This window comes from Peristeroidobacter agariperforans (assembly GCF_004138335.1).
Lineage (GTDB): Bacteria > Pseudomonadota > Gammaproteobacteria > Steroidobacterales > Steroidobacteraceae > Steroidobacter > Steroidobacter agariperforans.
The window spans coordinates 1,036,278-1,060,628 of record NZ_RYFW01000002.1 but is presented as its reverse complement, the minus strand read 5'-3'; the positions used below and the strand labels follow the sequence as shown (position 1 = coordinate 1,060,628).

Here is a 24,351-nt window from a genome sequence, read left to right as displayed (position 1 = left end):
CTTGCCTCAAAGCAACGAGGGAATCAGTCAGCTGCCTGGCGTACCAGCAGCGTCGAGGGAGGGAATGGCGCTGTTGACGCGTCTACCAGCACCGGCAGCTCGAACGACACGGTCGCTCCCGGGCCGTGCTGGTTGTTTTCGGCAAAGATGTGGCCACCGTGCGCCTTGACGATGGCGCGTGCGATCGACAAGCCCAGGCCGAGACCTTCGGCCTTGCCGCTGTGAAACGATTCGAAGATGTCCTCGAGATGCTCCGGAGCAATGCCGCAGCCCGTGTCTCGCACCGACACGCGAATGCAGCCATCCACATACTGGCTGAGCACCTCGACCCGCTTGGCGCCGGTGATATCCACCTCGGTGGCATCCAGCGCATTGCCAATGAGATTGATCATCACCTGCTGGAGATGCACGGCGTCGCCGCTGATCGATGGCAGCGACCCTTGCGAGAGCGTCAAGGCGATCCCGCGGCGCCTGGCCTGCATCCACAGCAGGTCCACTGCCTCCGCCAGCACTTTGTTCAAGCTGACCGACTCCCGAATCATTTCTCGGGTCTGAAGCAGCGCCCGCGTCCGACGCACCACCTGGCTTGCGCGCAAGTCATCGTTACGAATGTCCTCCAGAATGGTCCTGAGCATGGCGATCGAGGGTCGCCTTCGTTGCAACAGGAATAGCCCGGTCTCGGCGTTGTTGAGAATTGCACCGAGCGGCTGGTTCACCTCATGAGTGATGCCGGCGGTGATCTCTCCTATTGTTGCCAGCCGGGCCGCTCGCGCCAGAGCTCGGGCCGCATCGTTGGCGGTCTGCGCGTCGGTCATGTCGGTCAGCGCGCCAACCATCTTTAGGGGTTTCCCTGACGCATCTCGAACCAAGATGCCTCTGACGCGCACCGGGACACGCGCCTTGCCGCGTCCTTTCAATGTGAATTCGTTTTCCCAGACCGCTTCGCCGCCGGCCATGAAAAGTTTCAGCTCGTGCTGGACCCGTTCGCGATCGCGCTTGTCCACGCACCTCTGTAGCAATCGCCAGGCGTTGCAGGGTCGGGGCGGCGCTGTAAAGAAACGTCCGCCGTTGGCGCTCCAGCGCACCAGGCCGCTGTTCGCATTCCAATAGAAAATGACATCGTTGCTGGCGCGTAATGTGAGTTTCTGCCGTTCTATCCTTGAACGCAGCTGCGCGCGGGCTCTTTTTAGAGCCAATCGATTTCTGCACAAGCGCTCGGAGAGACTATTCGCACGTGCTCGATGCTGCGCATACAGGCAAGCCGAGATCACGCTGCACGCGAAGAACAGAGAGCTCGGCAACCAAAACATCCATCCTTGGAGATCGATCGCCATAACCTACCGTCCGCGCACCATTCACCGCCCCTCGAGTCGGCCGCGACCATCCCCCGCCGCATGATTTACTCTGAAATAGCAAATATTTCAAGTGATAACGAATGTTACAAGCGTATCAGGGAAGCTAGAAGCGCCACGCAGCCGACAGCCAGAGCACGTTGGAGTCGTCCACCTCGTCGAAATCCATCAGCTCGTACTCGAGCAGCACGTTGATGTGATCGATAAATGTGACGCCCGCTCCAACGCCGTAAACCAGCGCCTCGCCACTGTCGTCGGTGTGTAGGACATTGCCATTGCCGCCGCCGATGTTGTCCAGATTCACGTCCAGCTCCACATCGTGAAAGTAGTAACCGACCTTGGCGGAGAGCTCGAAGATCGTAATGGGCAGCGTGCCGATGACATATGCGCCGAAGCCGGAGAGCTCCAGGTTATAATCACCGTCCGATCCCGACGCGTCGAAGTTGCCGCGCGGATTGCCGAGATCGATGTAGTCGGCCTCCAGCGAGATGAACTTGTTGAAACGCCAACCGGCGAAGATCTTGAACGCGCTGTCGTCGGTATCGATGTTACCGATGACGTCGGTCACGCCCTCGACGTTCTCGATCTTGGTGTCGAACTCACCGTAGCCCGCGCCGACGTAGATGCCAGAGTCATTGTCATCCGCCATTGCATGGCTGGAGAACAAGGCAATCGTCAACACGACGCAGGCGTGGCGCAAGGAACGCGAAATCGACGTATGCATGACGCTCTCCTGGATTTTTCTGGCGCGAGCACACGATGTTGCGTTCAGGCGATTCGCGCGCGAGTCCGTATGGCGGGCAGTGGCAAAACACCAGATCGAGAGTTGCGCGGCCGCACCAACGCGGCCTGCACCCCGACGCGAGTGCCCATCGCGCGTATACATCGCCGGCAGCGGCGCCGCATAAGTTTCCTGCATGCCGCCTCTCTCTGGCCCTGCAAGCATTCTCTTACTCGCGCTGTGCTCGTACTGCACAACGGCAACGGCGCGCGAGAAAGCGGACGTTCTCACCATGCGCAACGGCGATCGACTGACCGGCCAGATCGTCGTCATGCAGTTCGGCAAGCTCAGCCTCAAGACCGACTATCTCGGGACGGCGACGATCGAGTGGCTCGACATTGCACGCGCCGAGAGCCCGCAGCAGTTCATCGTCGAGGACCTGCGAGGCCGTTACTTCTCCGGATCGCTCGTCGCGAGCGGTATCGATCGTCGCATCGTCGTCCGCGCAGACGATGGGACGATGACCGCGCTCGGGCTCGATGAGATCGAGCGCGTCTACGCGGACGAGACGATTTTTTGGAATCGCCTGAGCGGCTCCTTCTCGGTGGGGTTCGACTACGCCAAGGCCACCGAAATCTCGACGGTCTCCGGCAACTTCGACACGACGTATCGCGCCCCCGAGTTCCGCTGGAACGTCAGCGCGGACATCAATTCCACCAAGGATCCGGAGCAAGGCACGATCGATCGGCACTCACTCGGCTTCACCTATCAATGGCTGCTCCGGCAGCAGCGTTTCATCTCGGGCTTGGGCTTGCTGGAACGTAATGAGGAGACCGGCATCGACGCGCGCCTGCAGCTCGGCGCGGCCTACGGAGAATACTTCCGGCAGACGTCCAAGTCCGAGCTCTCGGGCATGCTTGGCCTGGCGCTGACGCGCGAATGGGCGACGGGCTCGGAAGATTCGCAAGAGAGCATCGAAGGCATCGTCGGCGGCAATTGGCGCATCTTCAAATTCAACTCGCCCACGGTCAGCATGAACTCCGCCGCCCTGCTGTTCCCGAGCCTCACCGACAGCGGTCGCTATCGCACCAATCTGAATCTGTCGTTGCGCCGGGAACTGGTGAAGGATTTCTATCTGGATCTGTCGTTCTACCATGCCTACGACAGCGAGCCGCCCGACGCCAACGCCGAGAACTCCGACTATGGACTGACGACATCGCTGGGATATTCGTTCTATTGAAGTGCGGGCAGCACTGGCTTGTCGGGCTGTCCTTCGAAGTGCGGCGTCATGATCTGCACCTGCGCCCTCATGAAGGCGTCCAGGATGTTCGAGTTCAGCTCCGAACGCACCGTAGCTCGATACTCGGCATTCTCCAGGCGGACGTGCAACTGATATAAGACCGAGAAATCGCTCAACTCCCACCGCAACGCACGCGGCGCCGGGTCGCGGCGTACGCCCTCCGTCTTCGCTGCCGCCTCCAGCAGGAGCGCCTCGACGCGCCGCCATGGCACGTCATAGCCAATCTGGATGGACACGCTCAGCAAGGCGCCCTGCTCGTCGCCGAGCTTCGAATAGTTGACCAGGTTGTCGCTGGTCATGACCGCGTTGGGCACCGTGATTTCCTCACGACGTATCGTGTGCAGCTTGGTCGCGAGCGGCCCCATCTCGGTGACATAGCCTTCGACGTCTCCAATCTTCACGTAGTCGCCGATTCGGAACGAGCGCGAATACAGGACGACGACGCCGCTGATCCATTGATTCACCAGTCCCGCCGAGGCCAGCGACGCTCCCAGGCCGATGACGAGGCTCATCCCCTGAAAGATGGGATTGTTCGACCAGGGCAGCAGCGAATACGCGACCGCGAGACCCAGCACCCAGATCAGGCCGCTCGCAATGCGCCGGGTAGCGCGTGCCTGCCACGAACCGATCCATGTCACGGTCCGCACACCGTGCTCCACCTCGGCGATCACACGCGAGACCCAGAGCGATATCGTGCGCGTCATATAGATGACCGCAACGATTCCAAGAATGTTTGGCGATGCCCGGACGGCAGTAACGGCTGCGTCTGCAAGGCGGCCTCGCAGATATGTACCGAGCCGATCGCCAAGTGGCTCGGTGTACGGGAATGCCTGCAATACGAAGATCACCACGAGATAGACAACCGCAGCGATCGCGATCCAGGCGAGTACACGGAATGTCGCACGCTCGATCGTCGAAATCGTGGGAAGAATGTCGACGCCGCCGATCACCCAGTGTCGTAGCTGCAGGCGCCGGTCGATGGCGTGGATCAACCATTCCCGCACGACCAGAATCAGTTTAACGGCGACAACGAACACTAGCAGCGCAAGCACCGACAGCGCGATGCCTCGCGCTACAACCAGCGGCCGCTGTTGCTGCTCGTGAGCCTGCAGCGCCTTCTGCAGGCGTAGTGCAGCCCGTGCAGCCGCCTGCTCGAGCGACCACGACGACTCTGCGTCGAGGTCGCCTTGGACCAGCCCGAACGCAACGCCCGGACCCATCGTCACCAGAATCCCCTTCACGTCGCCAATCGTCGTGACGCGTGTCGCCACCGGCGCCGTAGTGTGTGCGTCGATATTCTCATCGATGCGCTTGCGAGAATTCAGTACGCGTTGCGCCGGCGTTACGCCGTCGACCGTGGCGCGGAAAGTCACAATTTGCCGGTTCCACAGCGACAACACTGCCGGCTCGGCAGCAGTCACGTGTTCCGTCTGCGCCGATGCTCCGAAGCATGCGAGCAAGACAACGACGATGAGAACCGCGCGCGTCATTTCACGTTTGCCTTCTCCCATGCACGCACCCGACGGCGCGCCTCATCGAACAGCCGTTCGTAGTTCCCCTTGCGCAGCTTCTCGCTGGCCTCTGGCGTGAGCTGAGCGAACAGCGGCTGGTACATGTCATATATCTTCAGATAGCTTCCCTGGTCCTTCGGCGCGACTTCATCGGTGCCGAACAGGAATCGATCCGGAAATCGATTGATGGTCTGAGCGACACGCGCGGTTGTTTCCGGCGTCGCCACGATGTACTTCGCGGTCTCGGTCCAGGAGATATCGATCGACACGTGCGACGAGGCTGGATTGCTCAGCGCGCGCTCCAGCAGCTCCAGCTGACGCTCGATCGGCCGGACGACACGCCCGACGCCACAGTGCGCCCAGATGATGCTGGTCCTGGGATGGCGCTGGAACAACTCCGACAGCTGCTTCAGCTCATACGGTTCCTGGTCCTCGCGCGGATAAGGCATGTCGATGTCGTTGTGAAGAATGACGACCAGCCCCGCTTCGGCCGCAAACTCCATGATTCGATCGAGCGCCGGGTCGGTGAGGCTGGCGACATCGCCCGCGATCTTCGAGGACACGAACTCCTTGTGGATCGTGAACTCGCCGATGCCAGTGAACACGCCGGGAAACGTCTTCAGCACGCGCTTGATGTGATCCGCCGCATACATGTCGGCGGGATTGAAACCCGTGATCATCGGGTCGAAGCGCGCCCGGTCCCGCTCGGGCAACGACAGATACGCCTGCGCGATGTAGGCGTCGGTGAACGAGTAGTAGTACAGCGGCGAATCGGTCTGCAGATAGTACGTCGGCGCAAAATCGCCGGTGTTTCGATGCGACCAGGTCTGCTGCAACGGAATCCCGAACAGCGCGACCCGCCCCACCCGATCTCCCATGATGCGGAGGAAGTCACGGATGTCCGTGCCCTCCTGGACATAGTTGGTCAGATGGAAGTGCGAGTCGTGGACGTCGTATTCCGGCTGCGCGGCCTGAGCCCCGACCGTCAATGCGAACGCAGCAACGACGAATAGTGAGCGCATACCTGGCCTCTCAGAACAGCAACGACGCGGCTACGGAATAGGTGGTGCCGGTTTGACCGCCGACGTAGAAGCCGAACGTGCTGCTGACGGGAGACTTCTTGACGTCGATGATCTGCGCGTTCACGCGCAGCTTGCGCGTCCGTGCTGGATAGTAATTCGCACCGATGATGTACTCGCGCGACTCGCCGAAGCCCCCATCCTCATCGCCGAATACCCACGACGTGACGCCGTAGAGCTCGAGCTTCTGCTTGATCGGGAAGAACGCGCCCTGCACGTAGAAACCGTCATCGACGATCTTTCTGACCGGCACCAGTCCATCGGCGACGAAGTTGTCGAGCTGGCGGCGGTAGTACTCGGCCTGCAGGAAGATGCCCCTGTACTTGATGCCGGCATCGATCGAGAGGGATTCCCAATCCGCCTCTTGCACGGTCACTCCCGTCGCTAGCGATCCGGTGTTGAACAACAGCAGGCTGTCCGCCAGCCTGACCTGCGTGTTCTCGGGATTGTTGTTGTCCAGCTCCTGGCGATTCTCGCGGCTACGGATGTGAGAAAAGCCGAAGCGCGTCGCCAGCGTCTCGTGCCATTCCCAATCGCCGTACGAGCCCTGCGGCCCGAACTCGTGCGTCGTGGGCATCCACCACATGCCGTAGCCCGTGCCCATATCGCGAGTGAGCTGGCTCGCAGTGATACCGAGCTGGCTCAGATTATTGGACACCGCGACGTGATACCACAGGCCGGGCAAGACTTCGCCGTTCGCCCACAGTGTGCCGGTGAAACTGCCGCGAAAGAACTCGTCGGCCATCACGCGATCGTTCGCAAGCCACAGAGGATGCGAGCCCATCACGGAACGTGAGCCGCCGGGCGTGTTGATGCCGCCGTAGAGATTGAACCACTTGTTGAACTGGTAGCCCAGGAATCCATACAGCGTAGTCTGATCCGTCGACATCACGGTCCACACCGTGATCTGGTAGCGGAACTTGGGCGTATAGAACCAGCCCTTCAGGTGGATCATCGCGCGATGGAACTGGACGTCCCGGCGCGTATCGACGTCCCGCTCGTTGCCCAGGTGGTCGACGAAGGTCTGGTCTGCGGGGCGCTGATCGATGTAGCGCACCAGCGCATAGGCGCTCAGCGCCACTTGCCCCATGTCTTTGTCATCGAACAGTACGATGCCCTGACCTGTCGTGTCGATCGCGCCCCACGTGGGTCGCTCATCGGCCAGCCTCGGATCCGGTTCGAACAGCTTGGACCCAGGCTCGGCCGGCGCCTCGGTTTCCTCTGCGACTGCAGTGCCAGCCAGGAGCAGCAAGGAAACCATCGACACGCGCCACACGCGAACCCAAAGCGACGGCTCAGTGCCCATGCTCCCCTCGCTGTTCCGACCGACTCGATGTCACTTCGTCTTGGCGACCGTCGGCGCATAGGGATTGCCACCGATCGTGTTCGACACATCCGTGATCGCCTTCTGCGCGCGTACGCTGTTGCCGGCTTCGTCTAGCGGCGGCGACACGACAGCGATGCCGAACTTGCCGGGCGAAACCGCGATGATTCCGCCACCCACACCGCTCTTCGCCGGCAAGCCCGTGTGATAGAGCCACTTGCCCGAGTCATCGTACAGACCCGCCGTCGCCATCACGGCCAGCACTTCCGGCACGTTCTGCGACTTCATCACCTGCTTGGCAGTCACGGGATTCTTGCCGGCGTTCGCGAGCGTCGCCGCCATCGTTGCGAGGTCCTTGGCGTTGACGCTGATCGCGCACTGCTCGGTGTAGATATCGACTGCCTGCGCCGGGTTGTCCTTGATGAAACCATACGCGTGCATCAACGAGCCGATCGCCTGGTTGCGCTGGTTGGTCGCGGCTTCCGAGTCGAAGACTTCCTTGTTGACGCTGAGCGGACGGCCGGCAAAGGCCGAATGGAAATCGAGGATGCTCTTCCATACCTCGTCGCGATTCTTGCCGCGAACCATGCTGGTCGCGGTGATCGCGCCGGGGTTCACGAGCGGATTGATCTCCGGCCCGCCGAGCTCCTTCTCGGCAAACTCGACCGCGACGATGGAGTTGAACCTCATGCCAGTCGCATCGACGCCGATGCGCTTGGCAATGGCATCCGCGCCCAGTTCTTCCATGACCTTCGCCATGGTGAAGACCTTGGAGATCGACTGGATGGAGACTTCCGACTTCACGTCGCCGGCGGTGTAGATCTTGCCGTCGGTGGTCACCAGCGCGATGCCGTAGATCTTGGGATCGACGCGCGCCAGCGCCGGAATGTAGTCGGCGTTCTTGCCCTCCTTGATGTCCTTGTACTTCTTGTACACCGCGTTCAGCGCCGACTGGACTTGATCCGCTTCCTGGATCTGCGCCATGACTGGCGAAATGACGAAGACCCCCAGGAGCGCCGCCAGCTTGATGAATCCACGATTGCGCGAGCGCATGTCACTCTCCTCCGAAAGTCTTGCTGAAGCTGTATTTGAACGAGACCTGCACGCGCACATCGTCCGAGGTGAAGCCGTCGCGGAAGTTCTCGCGGCGGCCGTACTGGATCTCGGGCCCGAACATGAAATTCTTCACCGGCGTGAACAGGATATTCGCCAGCGCGTAGTCGCCATGTTTGAATGCGTTGTCGCTCTGGCCGTCGGAGTTGTCGATATCGACCATCGAGTAGCCGATCGAGGTCGACATACTGTCGCTCCAGTTGATATCGATGAAGGCGACCACACCGAGCAGCGGCAGCGCTTCGCCCACAATGGGCCGGCGTGGATCGCTGAAGTTATTGCGGATGCCCACGTCCTCCGGCGCGTCGTTCATATAGTTCTGAATGCCCTCGCCGTACACGACCTGCAGGCGCACGGTGCTGTTACCGAGCTTGAGATTCGAGCTGAGGTTGACGCCCCAGCCCATCTCGTCGCCGGACAGATCGAAGGCATCCGCCAGCTGATCCTCCCATTCGATGTAACGGACGATGCCCGCGATCTCGACATAGCCCCAATCCTCGCTGCCCATTCGAAACTCGCCGGAGACATCCGGATACGGAAAATGCGGCGCGATGTTCTCGAGCTCGATGCGGTCGGCATATTCGCCCTGGTCGGCCGATGCACCGGGACGTTCGAGCGCGAACGTGAGCCGTGTGTAGTCGCCTTTGATCGGCATCCAGCGCACCTGGACATTGCGGAAGAACACCATGCCGTTCGGTCCCCAGTACTCGATCGAGTTGGGAAACACGTCGATGTCCATGAACGGACTCCACGTCTGGCCGGCGCCAAACTGGCCCAACTCGCCGTAGGCATGACGCAAGCGGAACGTCGTTTGCCCGGCATCGACGCCGGTGCCGAACAGCTCGAACTCGAACTGGGTTTTCAAATCGCCGAGCCCGGTCGGGGTGCTGGTTTTGACTCCGAAGCGGCTCTGGCGCACACCGGCGAACCAGTGGCCGTCCGCGCCGAACTCATCTTCGAACGACGGCAGCTTGGTCGGCCGCACGACGTCGAACCAGTCGGGATCGTTCTGTTTGCTCTGATAGCCGGTATCGAGCATCGCAAAACCATAGATGTCCATGGTCGTGTTCGTGTCCTCCTCTGACAGCGCCGCAGCCGAGCAAAATAGACCCGTGATTCCGAGCAGCAACGTTCGCATATCTCGCCTCCGCGCATGGCCCCTGCCACTTGGATTGAACAGTTGCGCGCCAAGGACGCCGCGCGACGCGAGATACAAGCTAGTCGCGTCTGTGACATGCCGACACTGGCTCTAGGTGAAGGGCGGCGTGCCCTAGATCACATCTGCAACTGCAGGCGCGTCTGGAAGAAATGTGTTGCGCCTTGCAGGCCGAAACGATCGAGCACGCCATAGCCATAGGCAAGCTCCAGTCGCACGTGGTCGGAGAGATGCCAGTTGACCATTGGTGTGATGCGACGAAACCGGCCGCCGCGAATCGACTCTTCATTCAGATCGGCATAGGAATATCGCAGCACGAACTCCCAGGCGCCGGGGCCGCCCTCGAACACCGTGCGCGCCGGCGAGACGGCTTGAAACAAGGCGCCGCGGGCGCTGTAGGGCCGCGTCTCCCCGGTCAGCAGCCAGGCCGCGAACACCTCCCCTCCATGGAAGAGCGGATCGCCCGACGCCGGCGCCGATACCTGATTGAAGAAATACTCCATGCCGAACGTCCACGGGCCGTCGCGGTAGTACGTCTCCACGCCGTACATGTTCGAATGATGAGCCGCGAAGACGCCGCTATCGATCGCGTACGACTGCGCGGGGAACGATTCCGGTTTGGAGCGATAGCGCAATGTGCCGTCGTCGGCTTCGCCGTAGCGATATTCCAGCGCGAGGTGCAACAGCTTTGGCGACTCCTGACCGCCGCCCAACGGCAGCCACACACCGCGCGCTGCGAACTGATTGTCGTTACGATTGAACGACTCGTTCTCCGAGCGCGTGTCTTTGAACCAGCCCAGGTTGTAGACAAACTTGCCGCCGGCCGCCCAACCGGTCCACTTCACCCCATCCGCGAGAATCGGCAGAAACGCGTCGTTCGCGGCCGAGCGTTCGTTCGCCCAGCCGTGATAGCCGACCATGGCCTTGTTGGTCGAGAAGCCTTCCTTGGTGCGACCGATGAACAGATTGCCGCCCAGCTCGGGCGCGTCGAGCATCAGACCGGTCTGTCGAAAACGCCACTCTTCGATGCCGGCGTCGTACATGTAGCCGAGCGTATAACTCAGCCGTGGCAATGTCGGGAATCGTCCTTTGAGCAGCACCCGAAAGTCACGCAGCTGACCGGTCGGCCGCAACGTCATCTGCTCTTTGCTGTCGTCGTCCTGCGAGTAAGCAACGTAATCGTAGAGCAGGCCGCCGCCCAGACGCATCGTGAAGTACGGTCCCTCATACTCGTTCCAGTTGACGAGCTTGCGGCGGGGGCCGGGGTCGTCCGCCTCCGCCGCGTCGAGAGTACGGTACCGCTCCGATGTTTGATCCTGCTCTTCCGCGGCCGCGGCATACGCCGCGACCAAGAGAAGTAAGCATGATGCCCAGCGAGCGCGGACTCGCATACTCCCTCTATCAATAGAGGTCGTATAGATTCTGGATGTCCGTGAGCGAGCGCTCCTGAAGCAGCGCTAGCGCCAGCAGGATCCTCGCCTTCTGTGGATTCAGCTCGTAGGACGCCACGAAGCCGAGCTTGTCGTCGTCGAGCTCGACATTGCGGCCGACTAGACCGGTCGGCACGCGACTGCTGCGAACCACGACGACGCCACTTTTGGCAGCCTTGGCAGCGGCATCGACCGATGCCTTGTTCATGTTGCCATTGCCGACGCCGGCGATGACGATTCCTTTTGCGCCAGCGGCGACGGAGGCATCGATCAGATCCGCCGGCATGTCGACGTCCGCAAAGACCACATCGACGCGCGGCAGCTTCGTGACCTTGCTGATGTCGAAGTCGCTTTGCGTCGTATGCTTCCAGGTCGGTGAGCTGTAGAAATCATTCTTGCCGTAGCTCGCGACGCCGATCAGACCTCGCCCGGGGGACATGAATGTTTCAACCGCTGTCGTGCTGGTCTTCGTCAGGGAATGCGCGGCGTGAATCTGATCGTTCATGACGACCATCACGCCGCGCCCCTTCGCCCTCGGATCGGCGGCGACTCCCACGGCGTTATACAAGTTGAGCGGACCGTCGGCGCTCACTGCTGTCGACGGCCGCATCGAGCCGACCATCACGACCGGTTTGTCGGTCTTCACGGTGAGGTTGAGAAAATAGGCCGACTCTTCCATCGTATCGGTGCCGTGCGTGATTACGATGCCATTGACATCGGTGCCCGGCGCGATCTCGTTGATACGCTTGGCGAGCTTGAGCAGGACGTCGAACGACATATCCTGGGAGCCCACATTGGCGACCTGCTCGCCCTTCACGGTCGCGACCTTGTCGATGCCGGGCACCGCCGCGAGCATCGCGTCGATGGTGACAGCGCCCGATTTGTAGCCGGATTCGGTTCCAGTCGCCGCAGCTCCGGCGATGGTTCCGCCCGTTGCCAGAATCGTCACTTTCGGCTTCTGCTGGTCCGCAGAGGCAGACCAGCCGACCGAACTGAGCGACAACGCGACCAGCGCTGCTGCCCAGGATTTGAGAGGCGCATTCATACCATCTTCTCCTTCCTCGACACTGTCGAGTCAGCGCGGATATTTACTCTTGTCGAGATTCGCCAGCTTGACCGGATCGAGCAGATCCTTGATCTGCTCCTCGGTCAGCACCTTCTTCTCGCGGATGATTTCCAACAGGCCTTTGTTGGTTCGATAGGCTTCGTTCGCGAGCTCCGTCGCCTTCTCGTAGCCGATTACGGGATTCAGCGCGGTGACGATGCCCACCGTCTCCTCCATGTAGCGACTCAGAACCTCTTCATTGACTGTAATATTGTCGACGCACTTGGTTCGCAACGCGACGGCGCCCTTGAACAGCAAGTGCTGCGATTCCATCACCGCCAGTCCCACCAGCGGCTCGTAGGCGTTGAGCTGCAATTGGCCCGAGTGAGCGGCCATCGCTACACCCGCATCATTCCCGATCACACGAAACGCGATGACATTGATGAGCTCGGGAATCACCGGGTTGACCTTGCCCGGCATGATCGACGAGCCCGGCTGAATCGCCGGCAGATCGATCTCGCTCAGTCCGGCTCGCGGGCCGGAAGCCAGCAGGATCAGGTCGCTCGAGATCTTCGACAGCTTGATCGCCACGCTCTTGAGCGCGCCCGAGTACACGACGAATCCCTGCTGATCCCAGGTCGCCGCGAACATGTCCGTAGCGGGCACGATGGGCTTACCGGTGAGCTTGGCCAACTCCGCCGCAGTGGCCTCCGCGTAGCCCTTCGGCACGTTGATGCCGCTACCAATCGCGGTCGCGCCCATATTCACGGCATACAGATACTTCTCCGCGTCCTTCAGCAGCTCGATCTCACTTTCCAGCGACGCGCCGAACGCATGGAACTCCTGACCCACGGTCATCGGTACCGCGTCCTGTAGTTCCGTGCGCCCCATTTTCGGAATCTCCAGCCACTGATTGCCCTTGGCGCGAAACGACTGCGCGAGCATTTGGAGCTCGTCGATGAGCTTCGCGTTGCGCAAGATGAAGGCCACCTTGATCGCGGTCGGATACGAGTCGTTCGTCGACTGCGACATATTGAGATCGTCATGCGGCTCGAGGTGCTGGTACTCGCCCTTCTTGCGTCCCGTCAGTTCCAGGCCGACGTTCGCCATCACTTCGTTGGCGTTCATGTTCGCCGACGTGCCGGCGCCGCCCTGATACCAATCGACTTTAAACTGATCGTGATAGCGGCCCGCCTTGATGGCCTCGTACGCTTTCTCGATGGCCGCCAGCCGATCCGGCTTCATCGCGCCAACGCTGGTATTCGCACGCGCGGCTGCGACTTTCACTATGGCGAAGGCTTCGACGAACTCGGGATAGAAGTTCATCGGCACGTTGGAGATCTGGAAGTTCTCGAGTGCCCGAGCTGTCTGCACGCCGTAGTAGGCATTCGCCGGCACTGCTTTGTCGCCCAGCAGGTCGTGCTCCATGCGCGTCCCCTGCGACGCTTGTTTCTTCTGTGCATCGGCAGCAATTAATGTCAGCGGCAGGCAACAACACGCCAGGACTGTCGTTAACCGAGCTGTCCGCGTCATTTGCATTTCCTTGATGAGCACCGGTCGAGATACGCCGGAGTATGGATCGCGTAGGTACCAATAAGATGCGTAGTGAGGGCACTACGGACAGCTGTGGGCGAGATCGACGGCTCCGCCGTACTTGTTTTCACAAGTCACCCCATCGGCAGGGCATCGAGTCGGTTCGTCGAAGAAGATCCTTGCAGAATTTGGGATAGGATCGCGCCGTGCGCTAAACTCCGGTCGCGACCGTCGACAATTCGAGAACGGTCGCAGCCAGGAAACGCCAGCGGTCAAGATTCTTGGGCCGTCGCAACGACCCGCCCGAGGGCCAGATGAAATCAGCGATCGTCGGCGTGGGCGCCTCCGCAGGCGGGTTGGAGGCAGTTTCCGAGATTCTTGGAGGCCTGCCTTTACAGCCGGGCGTGGCCATCATCGTTGTCCAGCATCTGGACCGCGCGCGGGACAGTCTTCTGGCGGAGATTCTGGGACGGCGCACGACGCTGCCCGTCATCGAAGCCCGGGACGGTATGCCTATCGCACCCGATCATGTGTATGTCATTCCGCCCAATGCCACTCTGACGGTTGACGCGCGTGTGCTGCGGCTCTCGCCTCGCGCGGCGACTGGAATGCACATGCCGATCGATGCCCTGTTTCGCTCGCTCGCAGACAACTGCGGAGAATCCGCGGTCGGCATTGTTCTCTCTGGTGCCGACTCCGATGGGGCGGCTGGCACGCAAGCCATAAAACACGCGGGCGGCATCACCTTCGCGCAGGACCCCAACACCGCACGAGTGTCAGCGATGCCCCGCTCCGCCGTTGAGACCGGCTGTGTCGACTTCGTGCTCCCGGCTGCAGAGATTGCCCGTGAGTTGCTGCGTCTCTCGCACTCCTATCTCAGACCTGCTGACGTTGCCGAGGCTGTGATCGCTGGTACAGATAGCGAAGAAGGCGACGGCGCGACCGAGGGGCAGCTACTGCGTCGTATCTTCCGTCGGCTGCGGCTCAGTCACGGAGTCGATTTTAGTGGGTACAAGCCCAGCACCTTGCGCCGGAGGCTGGTGCGGCGGATGGCAGTGCAGCGCATTGAGACGCTGACGGAATACACCGCGTTCCTGGAGAACGATCCCCGAGAGGCCGCGGCGCTCTACCAGGACTTCTTGATCCGTGTGACTTCGTTCTTTCGCGATCCAGCCACCTTCAGCGCACTGATCGAACACGTATTCCCGAGCCTCCTCAACGGGCGTTCGCCAAAAGAGCCGATTCGGATCTGGGTGCCGGGTTGCGCGACCGGCGAGGAGGTCTATTCGATTGCCATCGCCCTGCTGGAATATCTGGGCGACTTGCCGCCTCCGGCAGGGATTCAGATCTTCGGAACCGATATTAGCGAAGCCGCGCTCGAAAAATGCCGTGTCGGCGCGTACTTCGACTCCATCGCGCAGGATGTTTCCGCAGACCGACTCCGTCGCTATTTCGTTCGGCAGAATTCCCACTACGTCATCGCCCGATCCATCCGTGATTTGTGTGTATTTGCCCGACACGACATCACGCGAGACCCGCCGTTCTCACGACTCGACCTGGTGAGCTGCCGCAACGTGCTGATCTATCTCGGGGCCGCGGTCCAGGGCCGCATCATGCAGACCTTTCGATATGCTCTGCGGCCCAATGGCTTTCTGCTGCTCGGTCCGTCGGAGAGTATCGGGCAGGGGGCAGAGCTATTCGAGGCGGTCGACAAGCAGCATCGTCTGTACAAGCCTGGGCCGATAGCGAGCTTCGCGGCCTCCGATCGCGCGCTTCCCAGCGTTCACGGTTCGATATCCGCGTCGCAGCACCCGGAACAGTTGCTCATGGAGACGGAGTCGGCCGTGCGCCATGCCGACCGCCTGCTGCTTGCTCGCTACTCGCCCGCCGGCATCGTCGTCGACGATGCACTCAACATTTTGCAGTTCCGCGGCGAGACCGCGCCTTTCCTGGCGCCTGCAAGCGGGCCTCCCAGCCTGAACCTGCTGAGAATCGCCCGCCCGGAACTGCTGCTGACCGTTCCGCCCGCGGTCGAGGAGGCTCGCGCGAGCGGCAAGGTCGTCCGCCGAGCGGGCTTGACCATAGACGGTGCCGGAGCAGTGGATCTCGAGGTGATTCCGCTGCGGCAAGCAGGCGCTGTCGCCTGCTATCTGATCCTGCTGGAAAGCGAATCCTTCCGGACTGTTGGCCGGCGAGAGCGACTGACCGGCACGACATCGCTTACGGAATCGGAGAAGGACAAGCACCTCGCCAACCTCGAGCGCGAGAACCTGGAGCTTCGTGAGTTCCTGCAGGCGACGATGGAGCAGCACGAGGCGGCCAGGGAAGAATTGAAGTCGGCGCATGAGGAAGTACTTTCAGCGAACGAGGAGTTCCAGAGCACCAACGAAGAGCTGGAAACCTCGAAAGAGGAACTGCAATCCGCGAACGAAGAACTCATTACCACCAACGACGAGCTGCGGGAGCGCAATCGCCAGCTCGCCGTTCTCAACATGCAGCTCGAGAGCGCACAGCAGGTGTCCGACCGGGCGCACGCATTGGCAGAGAGCATTGTGGAGACAGTCCGCCAACCGCTCGTCGTCCTCGATCGCGACCTGAATGTCATGCGTGCCAACAGGGCCTTCGCCACGCAATTCGGCGTACGGGTCGAGGATATGAAAGGCGCGTCGCTCGATGTAGTTGGCATCGCACTGGGGGATACGACGCTGAACCAGCGCCTGGCCGCCATCCTCACTGACGGGCCGGCATTCACCGACTTCGAGGTCGTCATGCCACACGGCCGGGACGGCCGTCGCATCCTGTCACTCAGCGCACGGAAAATTGCTGGAGACGCCGATCGCGTCGAGCTCATCCTGCTCGCAATCGAAGATGTGACGGAGAAGAGCGCGCGAATCGAATTGGTGCGCGAGGAGTTGGTGGAGCTACGGCGCAACCTCGCTCATGCCGGTCGAGTCACGGCGCTTGGAGAGCTCGCGTCCGGCCTGGCTCACGAGCTTCGCCAGCCTCTGACTGCGATCCTGACCGATGCCCAGGCCGCGCAGATGCTGGTGCGTGCTTCCGAGCCCGATTTCGCGGAGTTACCAGAAATTCTCGGAGAGATAGTACGCGACGCTCAGCGTGCAGCGGGAGTGATCGATCGATTGGGCAAGATGCTGAAGCGTCAGCCGATGGCACTGGCACGATTGTCGGTGGAGGACTTGCTGAAAGATGTCACCTCATTGGTTCACGGCGACATCGTCCGGCGAGGTATATCGTTGCAGACGAACCTCGGCTACGGGTCTATGTTCGTCCAGGGCGACAGAGTGCATTTGTCCCAGGTTCTGATCAACCTGCTCATTAACGCGATGGACGCAGTCGACGACCTCGAGAACGCGCGCCGGCGTGTAGTCCTGCATGCTCGCACCAACGCCCAGGGGTGGATCGAAATCGGCGTCGCGGACGCTGGCCCTGGAGTTCCGGCTGAAGCAATGAAGAAGCTCTTCGAGCCCTTCTTCACGACCAAACCCACCGGAATGGGAATGGGATTGGCCATTTCTCGCACTATCATCGAAGCGCATGACGGCAGACTCTGGGCGGAGAACAACCCAGAGACTGGAGCAACCTTCTGGCTGGCGATGCCCGCGCACGACGAGCCACAGGCCGCCCGTTGATCCCGCGGCAGAAGCATATGTCTCGACTCCATGTTCCTGCCCTTGCTACGGACTGTTCCTGGTACGTGAATCGCCGCATCGTTCACGGTCTATCTGGAAACCGGCATGTTTGCGTCGCTCCATGTGCAGTAGCCCACCATCGCGATTGGGCCATACCCGATGGCCTCGACCGCGGCGGACAGCAGCGGCCGGACTCGCCCTGCTTCCTCTTCCCGCATTGTGCGACGACGCGCGTGGCGTATTGGGCGACTCGTTTTATATCGCCGTCGGAACGTTCATCGTCGAGACCGACACCACGCTGCGTCTCGACGGCGACGCTGGCGAGCAAGGCGTCCCTATCGATTGGGAAAGAAATTTCGGGGACGACAACGTCAATCGTTTTCGCCTCGACGGCTTCTGGCGCTTCGGCGATCGACACAAGCTGCGAGCCCTGGTGTTCAGCTCCTCGCGCAGCGCCTCCCGGACACTCGATGAGAACATCGAATGGGGCGGTGATACTTTCCAAGCCAATGCTACGATCGATGGCAAGATCAAGTTCTCGATCTACGAGCTCGCGTACGAGTATGCGTTCATGCGACGCGAGAACTACGAACTGGCAGCTTCGCTCGGTCTGCATTACCTCGACTACGAGGCAACTCTACAAGGCAACGCGATAGCGGCGGGTACTGCCGAAACCGCAGACATCGAGGAAGCTGGTAGTGTCGGCGCTCCATTGCCGGTCTTCGGCCTGCGCGGGACCTGGCTGCTGTCGCAAACGTTCTCGATCGATGTATCCGGTCAGTACTTCTCACTGAGCTACGGCGACTACGACGGCAACATACAAGACTATCGCGCACTGTTGAACTGGCAACCGAGGAGCTGGCTGGGCATCGGCGTCGGTTACGATCGCTTCGCCGTTGACCTTGACGTGGATAGCAACAACTTCAAGGGCAGGATGGACTGGTCATACAAGGGGCCGATGATCTTCTATAGCGTGTCGTTCTGATCGCGACGGTCCCGAGCAATTATCCAGCAATGCTCCATTGCCTAGCCGGCAGGCACGCGTTTTTTCGGCGCGGGCGGCTTGCGGCTCTCTTGTACCTCCTTGGGTACGGCCCAAGCGCAGCTTGCAAGTGCTGGGCGGCATGGCTCAGAAGTACCGTCGCCAGTCGAATGCGATTCGCACGCCGATCGAGTAGTGCTTGCTCACAGGGCCGATAGTCAGGTAAGCCTTGTCTCGCTTCGAGCACGGCACAATAGATTTCGCGGAATCGTCCGCGCTTATCGATGACGCCGGCTTGAGTTACAGGCCTCTGTCGGGAATGCGGTGACGTCCTAGCATTTGGCCCGGCGGCGCTGCATGCGGTTAGGTGCATCGGAAAGGGGGCAACAACGCGCGGGACGCAGTTGTCGAAAGCGACGGCTTCTGCCGTTCTAGCTAAATGGAAGTCGGCACGCCACACGGCGTGCCGACGAGACGCGGTTATTTACTTACTGGGTTGCGGCACGACGCGCAGGTACGGCTTCACTGTCTTCCATCCCTGCGGGAAGCGCTGCTTGGCCTCGTCATCGGAGACCGACGGCACGATGATCACATCCTCGCCGTGCTTCCAGTTCACGGGCGTCGCCACCTTGTGTTCCGCGGTGAGCTGAATCGAATCGAGCAGGCGCAACACCTCGTCGAAATTGCGGCCGCTGCTCATCGGATAAACAAGAAGCGCCTTGATCAGCTTATCCGGGCCAACGATATACACCGTGCGCACGGTTTGATTGGTCGCGGCGGTGCGCCCTTGCGAAGTCGCGCCCGCGTCAGCAGGCAGCATGTCGTAGAGCTTGGCCACCGCCAGATCGTCATCGCCGATCAGCGGATAATTCACCGCAGCGCCGCCGACATCCTTGATGTCATTGAGCCAGCGCTCGTGATCCGTGACCGGATCGACCGATAATCCCAGGATCTTGGTGTTGCGCTTGGCGAACTCGGGCTCGAGCTTGGCCAGGTACCCCAGCTCGGTCGTGCACACCGGCGTGAAGTCCTTGGGATGTGAAAACAAAATACCCCACGAGTCGCCGAGCCATTCGTGAAACTTGATCGGACCCTGCGTGGTCTGCGCCTGAAAGTCCGGCGCCTTATCGCCAATTCGCAATGACATGGTGCTGCTCCCGTTCGACCGCTGACAACGGGCAACTATAGAACGACGCCGCGCAGCTGTCGCTGACTGAAATGTTATGACGTCAGACGAATCGCACCGACGCGCAGCGCGTCACGGCGCGGGATAGAGCCCGAGAAAGTGATCGAGAATGCACGCGTGATCTTCGAACAACTGCGCTTCCAGCGACGGCAGCTGCGCGATGGGAACCCACTTCGCGAGCTTGGCATCATCGCTGCCCTGAACGTCGGGAAACTCGGCGTCGTCGAGATCGAAGTGAAATGCGTTGGTGATGATGCGGCCACGCGGTGAGCGGGCCGGATGATCGAAGACCGCGGACGCTTTCAGCGCATTGCGCAGTTGTGCGGCGTGGGGCTTATAGCCCGTCTCCTCCGCCAGTTCGCGCACGGCGGCAGGATAGAAACGTTCCCATGGATCGACGAATCCGCCGGGCAGCGCCCACAAGCCATGACCGATGGTTCCGCCGCGCTTGATCAACAACACATGTTGCTGAGTCGTGACGACGGCGTCCGCCGTCATATAAAAAGGTGCGGTGTATTTCGCGCGATACTCGGCGACGGCGCGGTGCTCGGCCTGGCATTGACGATACGCCGGCAGTTGAGCCCAAGCTTGCAGATAATCGCGCACGCCCGGCTCGACGTAGTTGCCGATGACCGTGAGGGCCGCTGCGATATTGTCGGTCTCGAAATAGATCCGACGCAGATCGCTGGCGTTGATATCGACCTCCGGCTCGACCTCCTGCACGGCCCAGCCGGGAAAACAGTCGAGATAGCTCGACGTGTGATCTTTTTTGAATCCGACCAGCGCAACGTCGGCGGCTCTACCCGCCACTCGCTCGACACCGGCACGCACGGCATCGCCCCAACGTTGATCGTCGAAGTAGTCTCGCACGGGCAGGAACTCGACCCGTTGCCGCTGCTCAGGCGTCAGCACCGCTTCGAACTGCTGCTTGCGCTCCTCCCAAGTAAACGGATTGTGAGCATCGCGCGCACGAAACGCCGAGCCAATGACGATGAGCACGTTGGGGGCTGCGGCGAACGCCGCCTGTAACAAGGTGCCGTGGCCTCGCTGCAAGATTTGAAACCGGCCAATGATGACGGCGATCTTCGCGCTCATACAATTTATCTATCCGTGATCAGTACTTCGCGGCAATGGGCATTTGCCGCCCGCTGCCGAACGCCCTGGATCTCACGCGCAGAATGGGCGGCGCCTGGCGGCGTTTGTACTCGTTGCGCGCGATCATGTGCTTCACCCGTTCGATGAGCGCCTTGCCTTCGCTGGTCGAAGAGGTCTCCAGCACGAACTTCATCGCGGCCTCGCCTTCCTTTTGCGACAGGCGGTTGCCTTCGATGAGCGTTTTCAGGATCGAATCCAGCACGTCGTACGGCGGCAGACTATCGGTGTCCTTCTGGCCCGGCGCCAGCTCGGCCGACGGCGGCTTATCGATGATCGTCGTTGGAATCAGCTCGCGACCGGCGGCTTCATTCAAATGGCGCGACAGCTCGAAAACCTCGGTCTTGTAAAGATCGCCAAGCACGCCGAGGCCGCCGTTGGTGTCGCCGTACAGCGTGCAGTAGCCCACGGAGATTTCGCTCTTGTTACCTGTGGTCAGCAACAGATGGCCGAAATGGTTTGAGTACTCCATCAGAATCGTGCCGCGAATGCGCGCCTGCAGGTTCTCCTTGGCCAAGCCCGCGAGCGGCTCGCCAAACGCCGTGCCGAACTGACTCACGTACTTCTCGACCAACTCGCCGATGGGGTGCGTGTACAACGCGATGCCCAGGTTCTGGCACAGCCGTTGCGAATCCGTGACGCTGCCGGTGCTCGAGTACTGCGAAGGCATGGTGATGGCCACGACATTCTTCGCACCCAGCGCCTCTACGGCAATCGCCAGCGTCAGTGCCGAATCGATGCCGCCGGAGCAACCGACCACCGCCGTCGAAAATCCGCAGCGGCGCGCGTAGTCGCGCAATCCCAGCACCAACTGCTGACGATAGAACTCATTTTTCGGCAACCCTTTCGAGTCGATCGCGGCAAGCTCCTTGCCATCGCGATCCAGGAACTTCGAGCGCGAGTGCACTTGCAGGAGCAGGAGATCGGGCTGGAACCGAGCGCCCTCCATCACGACGCCGAGCTTGGGGTCGACGGCGAACGAGGCGCCGTCATAAACCAATTGATCATGGCCACCGATCTGATTCACATACACCAACGGCAAATTGTGGCGCGCACTCGCCTTGGTGAAGATCGCATGGCGCATCTCGCGCCGGCCGATGCTCGACGGGCTCGCATTGATCGAGACCACCACATCCGGCGCTGCGTCGGCGAGCCGGTTGAACGGATTCACGACATAGTCGCGTTGTTCATCGTTCCAGCCGTCTTCGCAGATCATGAAGCCGACGCGTACGTCCTCGATGTCGAGGATCTTGGCCACGTCCGGGCCCGGCTCGAAGTGGCGGCGCTCGTCGAAGATGTTATAGGTGGGCAGCAACTGCTTGTGATACTGGAGCAGGATCGAGCCGTTCTTCAGCACCAGCACCGAATTGAACAACGGCTTGCCGATGCCGGTGTTGGGCGTCGGCGCGCCGACGACCCAGTGCAGGTTCGGCAGTTCCTTGCTCGCGAGCAGCAGATCCTGAATGCCTTTCGCCAGGCGACGTTGAAAATCCGGATCCTCGAGCATGTCGGCCGGGTAATAGGCGGTGAGCGACAGCTCGGGGAATGCGACGAGCTGCGCCCCCTGAGCGTGCGCTCGCTGCGCGGCCGCAACCATCAACGCCAGGTTGCCATCGATGTCGCCGATCGTCGGATTGATCTGAGCAAGCGCGATTGTGAGCGTGGGCATGGTCAAGCTGCCTGTTTGAAGACCTGGCGAAGATACGCAAGGAACGTTTCATCGGAGCACAACGTCTTGCCCGGCGTGTCGGAGAGCTTTGCGACCGGCTGGCCGTTGCACTCGGTGAGCTTCATCACGATGTTCAGCGCCGGCACGCCCATGTCGTTGGAGAGGTCGGTGCCGATGCCAAAGCCGCATTGCACCCGGTCCGAAAAATGTTCGTAGAGCCGCAGCGCCTTCGGGATGTTGAGTCCATCGGAAAATACCAGGCGCTTGGTGTGCGCATCGATGCGCAGGCGCTGATAGTGAGCCAGAGCTTTTTCGCCCCACACTACCGGGTCGCCGGAGTCGTGGCGCAGGCCGTCGAAGAGTTTCGCGAAGTACAGATCGAAGTCGGACAGGAACGCGTCCATGCCGACCACATCGGTTAGTGCCACGCCGAGATCGCCGCGATACTCGTGAACCCAGGCCTCCAGTGCTTCCTTCTGGAAATTTCTCAACTGCACGCCGACGGCCTGGAAGGTCTGCAGATATTCGTGCGCCATGGTGCCGATGGCCGAGAGGCCATACTTCTTTGCGAGGTACACATTCGATGTGCCCCTGAAGTACTGTGGCACCTCACGCGCCAGTGTGGCGACCATTTCTTCGTGCCAGTCGCGCGAGAACCGGCGCCGTGTACCGAAGTCGAAGAACTGAAACGGATGCCGGATGGTGTGCAACGCCCCGCCGGCCATCGGTGCGCTGGTGCCGTTTGCGAACTTCAATACATTGGGCACGGCCACTTCCGCAACCGGGCTCTGGGTTCGGAAGTCACGCAGCATGAGAATCTTCTCAGCGAGCCGCTTGCGCCCCTCCGCCATCACTTCGGGCGTCGCGTAACGCCGGAAGTACAGTTCGTTGATGATGGACAGCACGAAGATCTCGAACCCCATCACATGAATCTGCGGACCGCGCGCTACCACTTTGAGCGTGTCGCCTTCTGGGGTCACCGTGATGTAGCGTCGTTGGAAATGGAATATGCGCAGGAAGTCGACGAAGTCGCTCTTGAAGAAGGACTTGGTCGCCAGATAGTCGAGCTCTTCCTCGGTGTATGTCAGCGTGCACAGATGTTCGATCTGCGCTTCGACGTCCGCCTTCAGGCTCGCGAGCGGATATTCAGGCGTATTGCGGCACACGAAGCTGTACACCGCCTGATTGGCCGGAAACCGATGTAACATCGGCGACAGCATGGTCAGCTTGTACAAGTCCGTGTCGAGCAGCGAGCGAATAATGGGTGTAAACATGGGAGCCGCCAGCTTAGTTCCTGGAGATTTCACTCAGCGCCTGAGCACTCGTCATCGCTCGGGCGCCGCGCGCCAGGGCTCCATCGATGCAAGACTTGCCATGCAATTCGAATCCGGTGACTGAGCTCATGCAATCCTCTAACAACACGACGCGGCTGGTCTCCTGAACCGAGAACGACTCGAACAAGTGCTCGAGCGTCGCGGCCACACAGTGGCTGGCGGCCTCTCCGGCCACGAACAGCAACCCCGACTGGGGCCGGCACCTCTCGATCAACTCATGGTTGGTCATGGTGCGCGGATCATCCGCCCTTGGCACTTCAGCGCGCACCGCGCTGTATTGCTCCGTCAGCGGATTCTGGCCCTTCAGCACCTTGAACGCTCCGCGTTGAACCTGCGTTTCCCACTCGCCGAGCGCCTCGAGCACGGCGCCATGGATGTTGTGGCCCCAGGCGCCGATCACACAGTGCACCGGCCAGACCATCAATTTATACCGTCCCTGCGATTCCAAGGCTTGCAGATAAGTCAGGACCTGCGGAAACAGCGACCGATCGATCGGGCCGTACTCGCCCGCTGCGGCTTGCGCATGGGTAATTTGCGTAAAGGGCGCCACGGGCTGGCCGTCGGCGCGCTTCCAGAAGGTCGGGCGCTCGATGGCGACGCTCGGGTGCGAATCCAGGGTCACGACGACTTCGCCAAGCTGGCGGCGGGCGGCGCGAACCAAGCCTGCCAGGCGCTGCATATCGTCGCCGGCGCCAGGGACAAACAGCGTGCCCTGCCGGTCACAAAAGTCGTTCTGGGGATCGATGATCAATAGTGTGTGCATGTGGGCTCCAACCAGTGGGGCCATCCTAGCGCACCTCGGTGAATCGAAAGC

General features: G+C 61.0%; 18 protein-coding genes. 3 read left to right on the top strand and 15 right to left on the bottom strand.

Going from position 1 to position 24,351, the window contains the following annotated elements; translation table 11 throughout:
* Positions 1-23: 23 nt before the first annotated feature.
* Both EK373_RS18375 and EK373_RS18370 read right to left on the bottom strand, forming a co-directional pair.
* Positions 24-1,196: a sensor histidine kinase gene (locus tag EK373_RS18375; protein WP_198683419.1), complete on the bottom strand. Its 1,173-nt coding sequence runs from the start codon at positions 1,194-1,196 to the stop codon at positions 24-26.
* Between the two features lie 262 nt (positions 1,197-1,458).
* A complete protein-coding gene (locus tag EK373_RS18370; protein ID WP_157994412.1) occupies positions 1,459-2,076 on the bottom strand; it encodes a porin family protein in 618 nt (205 codons plus the stop codon).
* A 193-nt stretch (positions 2,077-2,269) separates the two neighbouring features.
* On the opposite strand from EK373_RS18370, the gene EK373_RS18365 reads away from it, so the two are divergent.
* Positions 2,270-3,313, top strand: coding sequence for a DUF481 domain-containing protein (locus EK373_RS18365; protein WP_129645170.1), 1,044 nt, complete (start codon positions 2,270-2,272; stop codon positions 3,311-3,313).
* Here EK373_RS18365 and EK373_RS18360 read toward each other — a convergent pair.
* From EK373_RS18360 to EK373_RS18325, 8 genes are all read right to left on the bottom strand, one after another.
* The gene (locus EK373_RS18360; RefSeq protein ID WP_129645169.1) at positions 3,307-4,884 is read right to left on the bottom strand and encodes a mechanosensitive ion channel family protein; all 1,578 of its coding nucleotides are present in this window, start codon (positions 4,882-4,884) and stop codon (positions 3,307-3,309) included. The genes EK373_RS18365 and EK373_RS18360 overlap by 7 nt on opposite strands.
* Entirely contained in the window at positions 4,860-5,906 is a 1,047-nt protein-coding gene (locus tag EK373_RS18355; RefSeq protein ID WP_129645168.1) for an amidohydrolase family protein, read from the bottom strand. Before EK373_RS18355 ends, EK373_RS18360 begins: the two co-directional genes overlap by 25 nt.
* 10 nt (positions 5,907-5,916) lie before the next feature.
* The gene (locus EK373_RS18350; RefSeq protein ID WP_129645167.1) at positions 5,917-7,269 is read right to left on the bottom strand and encodes a porin; all 1,353 of its coding nucleotides are present in this window, start codon (positions 7,267-7,269) and stop codon (positions 5,917-5,919) included.
* A 30-nt stretch (positions 7,270-7,299) separates the two neighbouring features.
* Positions 7,300-8,340, bottom strand: coding sequence for a glutaminase A (glsA, locus tag EK373_RS18345; RefSeq protein ID WP_129645166.1), 1,041 nt, complete (start codon positions 8,338-8,340; stop codon positions 7,300-7,302).
* Position 8,341: 1 nt separating this feature from the next.
* The gene (locus tag EK373_RS18340; protein ID WP_129645165.1) at positions 8,342-9,538 is read right to left on the bottom strand and encodes a DcaP family trimeric outer membrane transporter; all 1,197 of its coding nucleotides are present in this window, start codon (positions 9,536-9,538) and stop codon (positions 8,342-8,344) included.
* Positions 9,539-9,675: 137 nt separating this feature from the next.
* Entirely contained in the window at positions 9,676-10,908 is a 1,233-nt protein-coding gene (locus tag EK373_RS18335; RefSeq protein WP_157994411.1) for an OprO/OprP family phosphate-selective porin, read from the bottom strand.
* Between the two features lie 49 nt (positions 10,909-10,957).
* Positions 10,958-12,031, bottom strand: a complete 1,074-nt coding sequence (locus EK373_RS18330; RefSeq protein ID WP_129645163.1) for a type II asparaginase — start codon at positions 12,029-12,031, stop codon at positions 10,958-10,960.
* Between the two features lie 30 nt (positions 12,032-12,061).
* Complete coding sequence (locus EK373_RS18325; protein ID WP_129645922.1) at positions 12,062-13,459, bottom strand: aspartate ammonia-lyase; 1,398 nt, start codon at positions 13,457-13,459, stop codon at positions 12,062-12,064.
* A 419-nt stretch (positions 13,460-13,878) separates the two neighbouring features.
* Here EK373_RS18325 and EK373_RS18320 point away from each other — a divergent pair, with 419 nt between their 5' ends.
* A complete protein-coding gene (locus tag EK373_RS18320; RefSeq protein WP_129645162.1) occupies positions 13,879-17,214 on the top strand; it encodes a chemotaxis protein CheB in 3,336 nt (1,111 codons plus the stop codon).
* Positions 17,215-17,455: 241 nt separating this feature from the next.
* Positions 17,456-18,199 (top strand): hypothetical protein, encoded by a 744-nt coding sequence (locus EK373_RS18315; protein ID WP_129645161.1) that lies wholly within the window; start codon positions 17,456-17,458, stop codon positions 18,197-18,199.
* Between the two features lie 481 nt (positions 18,200-18,680).
* On the opposite strand, the gene EK373_RS18305 is transcribed toward EK373_RS18315, so the two are convergent.
* From EK373_RS18305 to EK373_RS18285, 5 genes are all read right to left on the bottom strand, one after another.
* On the bottom strand, positions 18,681-19,343 hold the full coding sequence (locus EK373_RS18305; protein WP_129645159.1) for a peroxiredoxin: 663 nt from the start codon (positions 19,341-19,343) through the stop codon (positions 18,681-18,683).
* Between the two features lie 111 nt (positions 19,344-19,454).
* Complete coding sequence (locus EK373_RS34035; RefSeq protein WP_129645158.1) at positions 19,455-20,477, bottom strand: bifunctional nicotinamide-nucleotide adenylyltransferase/Nudix hydroxylase; 1,023 nt, start codon at positions 20,475-20,477, stop codon at positions 19,455-19,457.
* 19 nt (positions 20,478-20,496) lie between these two features.
* Complete coding sequence (locus tag EK373_RS18295; protein ID WP_129645157.1) at positions 20,497-22,203, bottom strand: NAD+ synthase; 1,707 nt, start codon at positions 22,201-22,203, stop codon at positions 20,497-20,499.
* A 2-nt stretch (positions 22,204-22,205) separates the two neighbouring features.
* Positions 22,206-23,477 (bottom strand): nicotinate phosphoribosyltransferase, encoded by a 1,272-nt coding sequence (gene pncB / locus EK373_RS18290; protein WP_129645156.1) that lies wholly within the window; start codon positions 23,475-23,477, stop codon positions 22,206-22,208.
* A 13-nt stretch (positions 23,478-23,490) separates the two neighbouring features.
* Positions 23,491-24,300 (bottom strand): isochorismatase family protein, encoded by an 810-nt coding sequence (locus EK373_RS18285; RefSeq protein WP_129645155.1) that lies wholly within the window; start codon positions 24,298-24,300, stop codon positions 23,491-23,493.
* Positions 24,301-24,351: the final 51 nt, after the last annotated feature.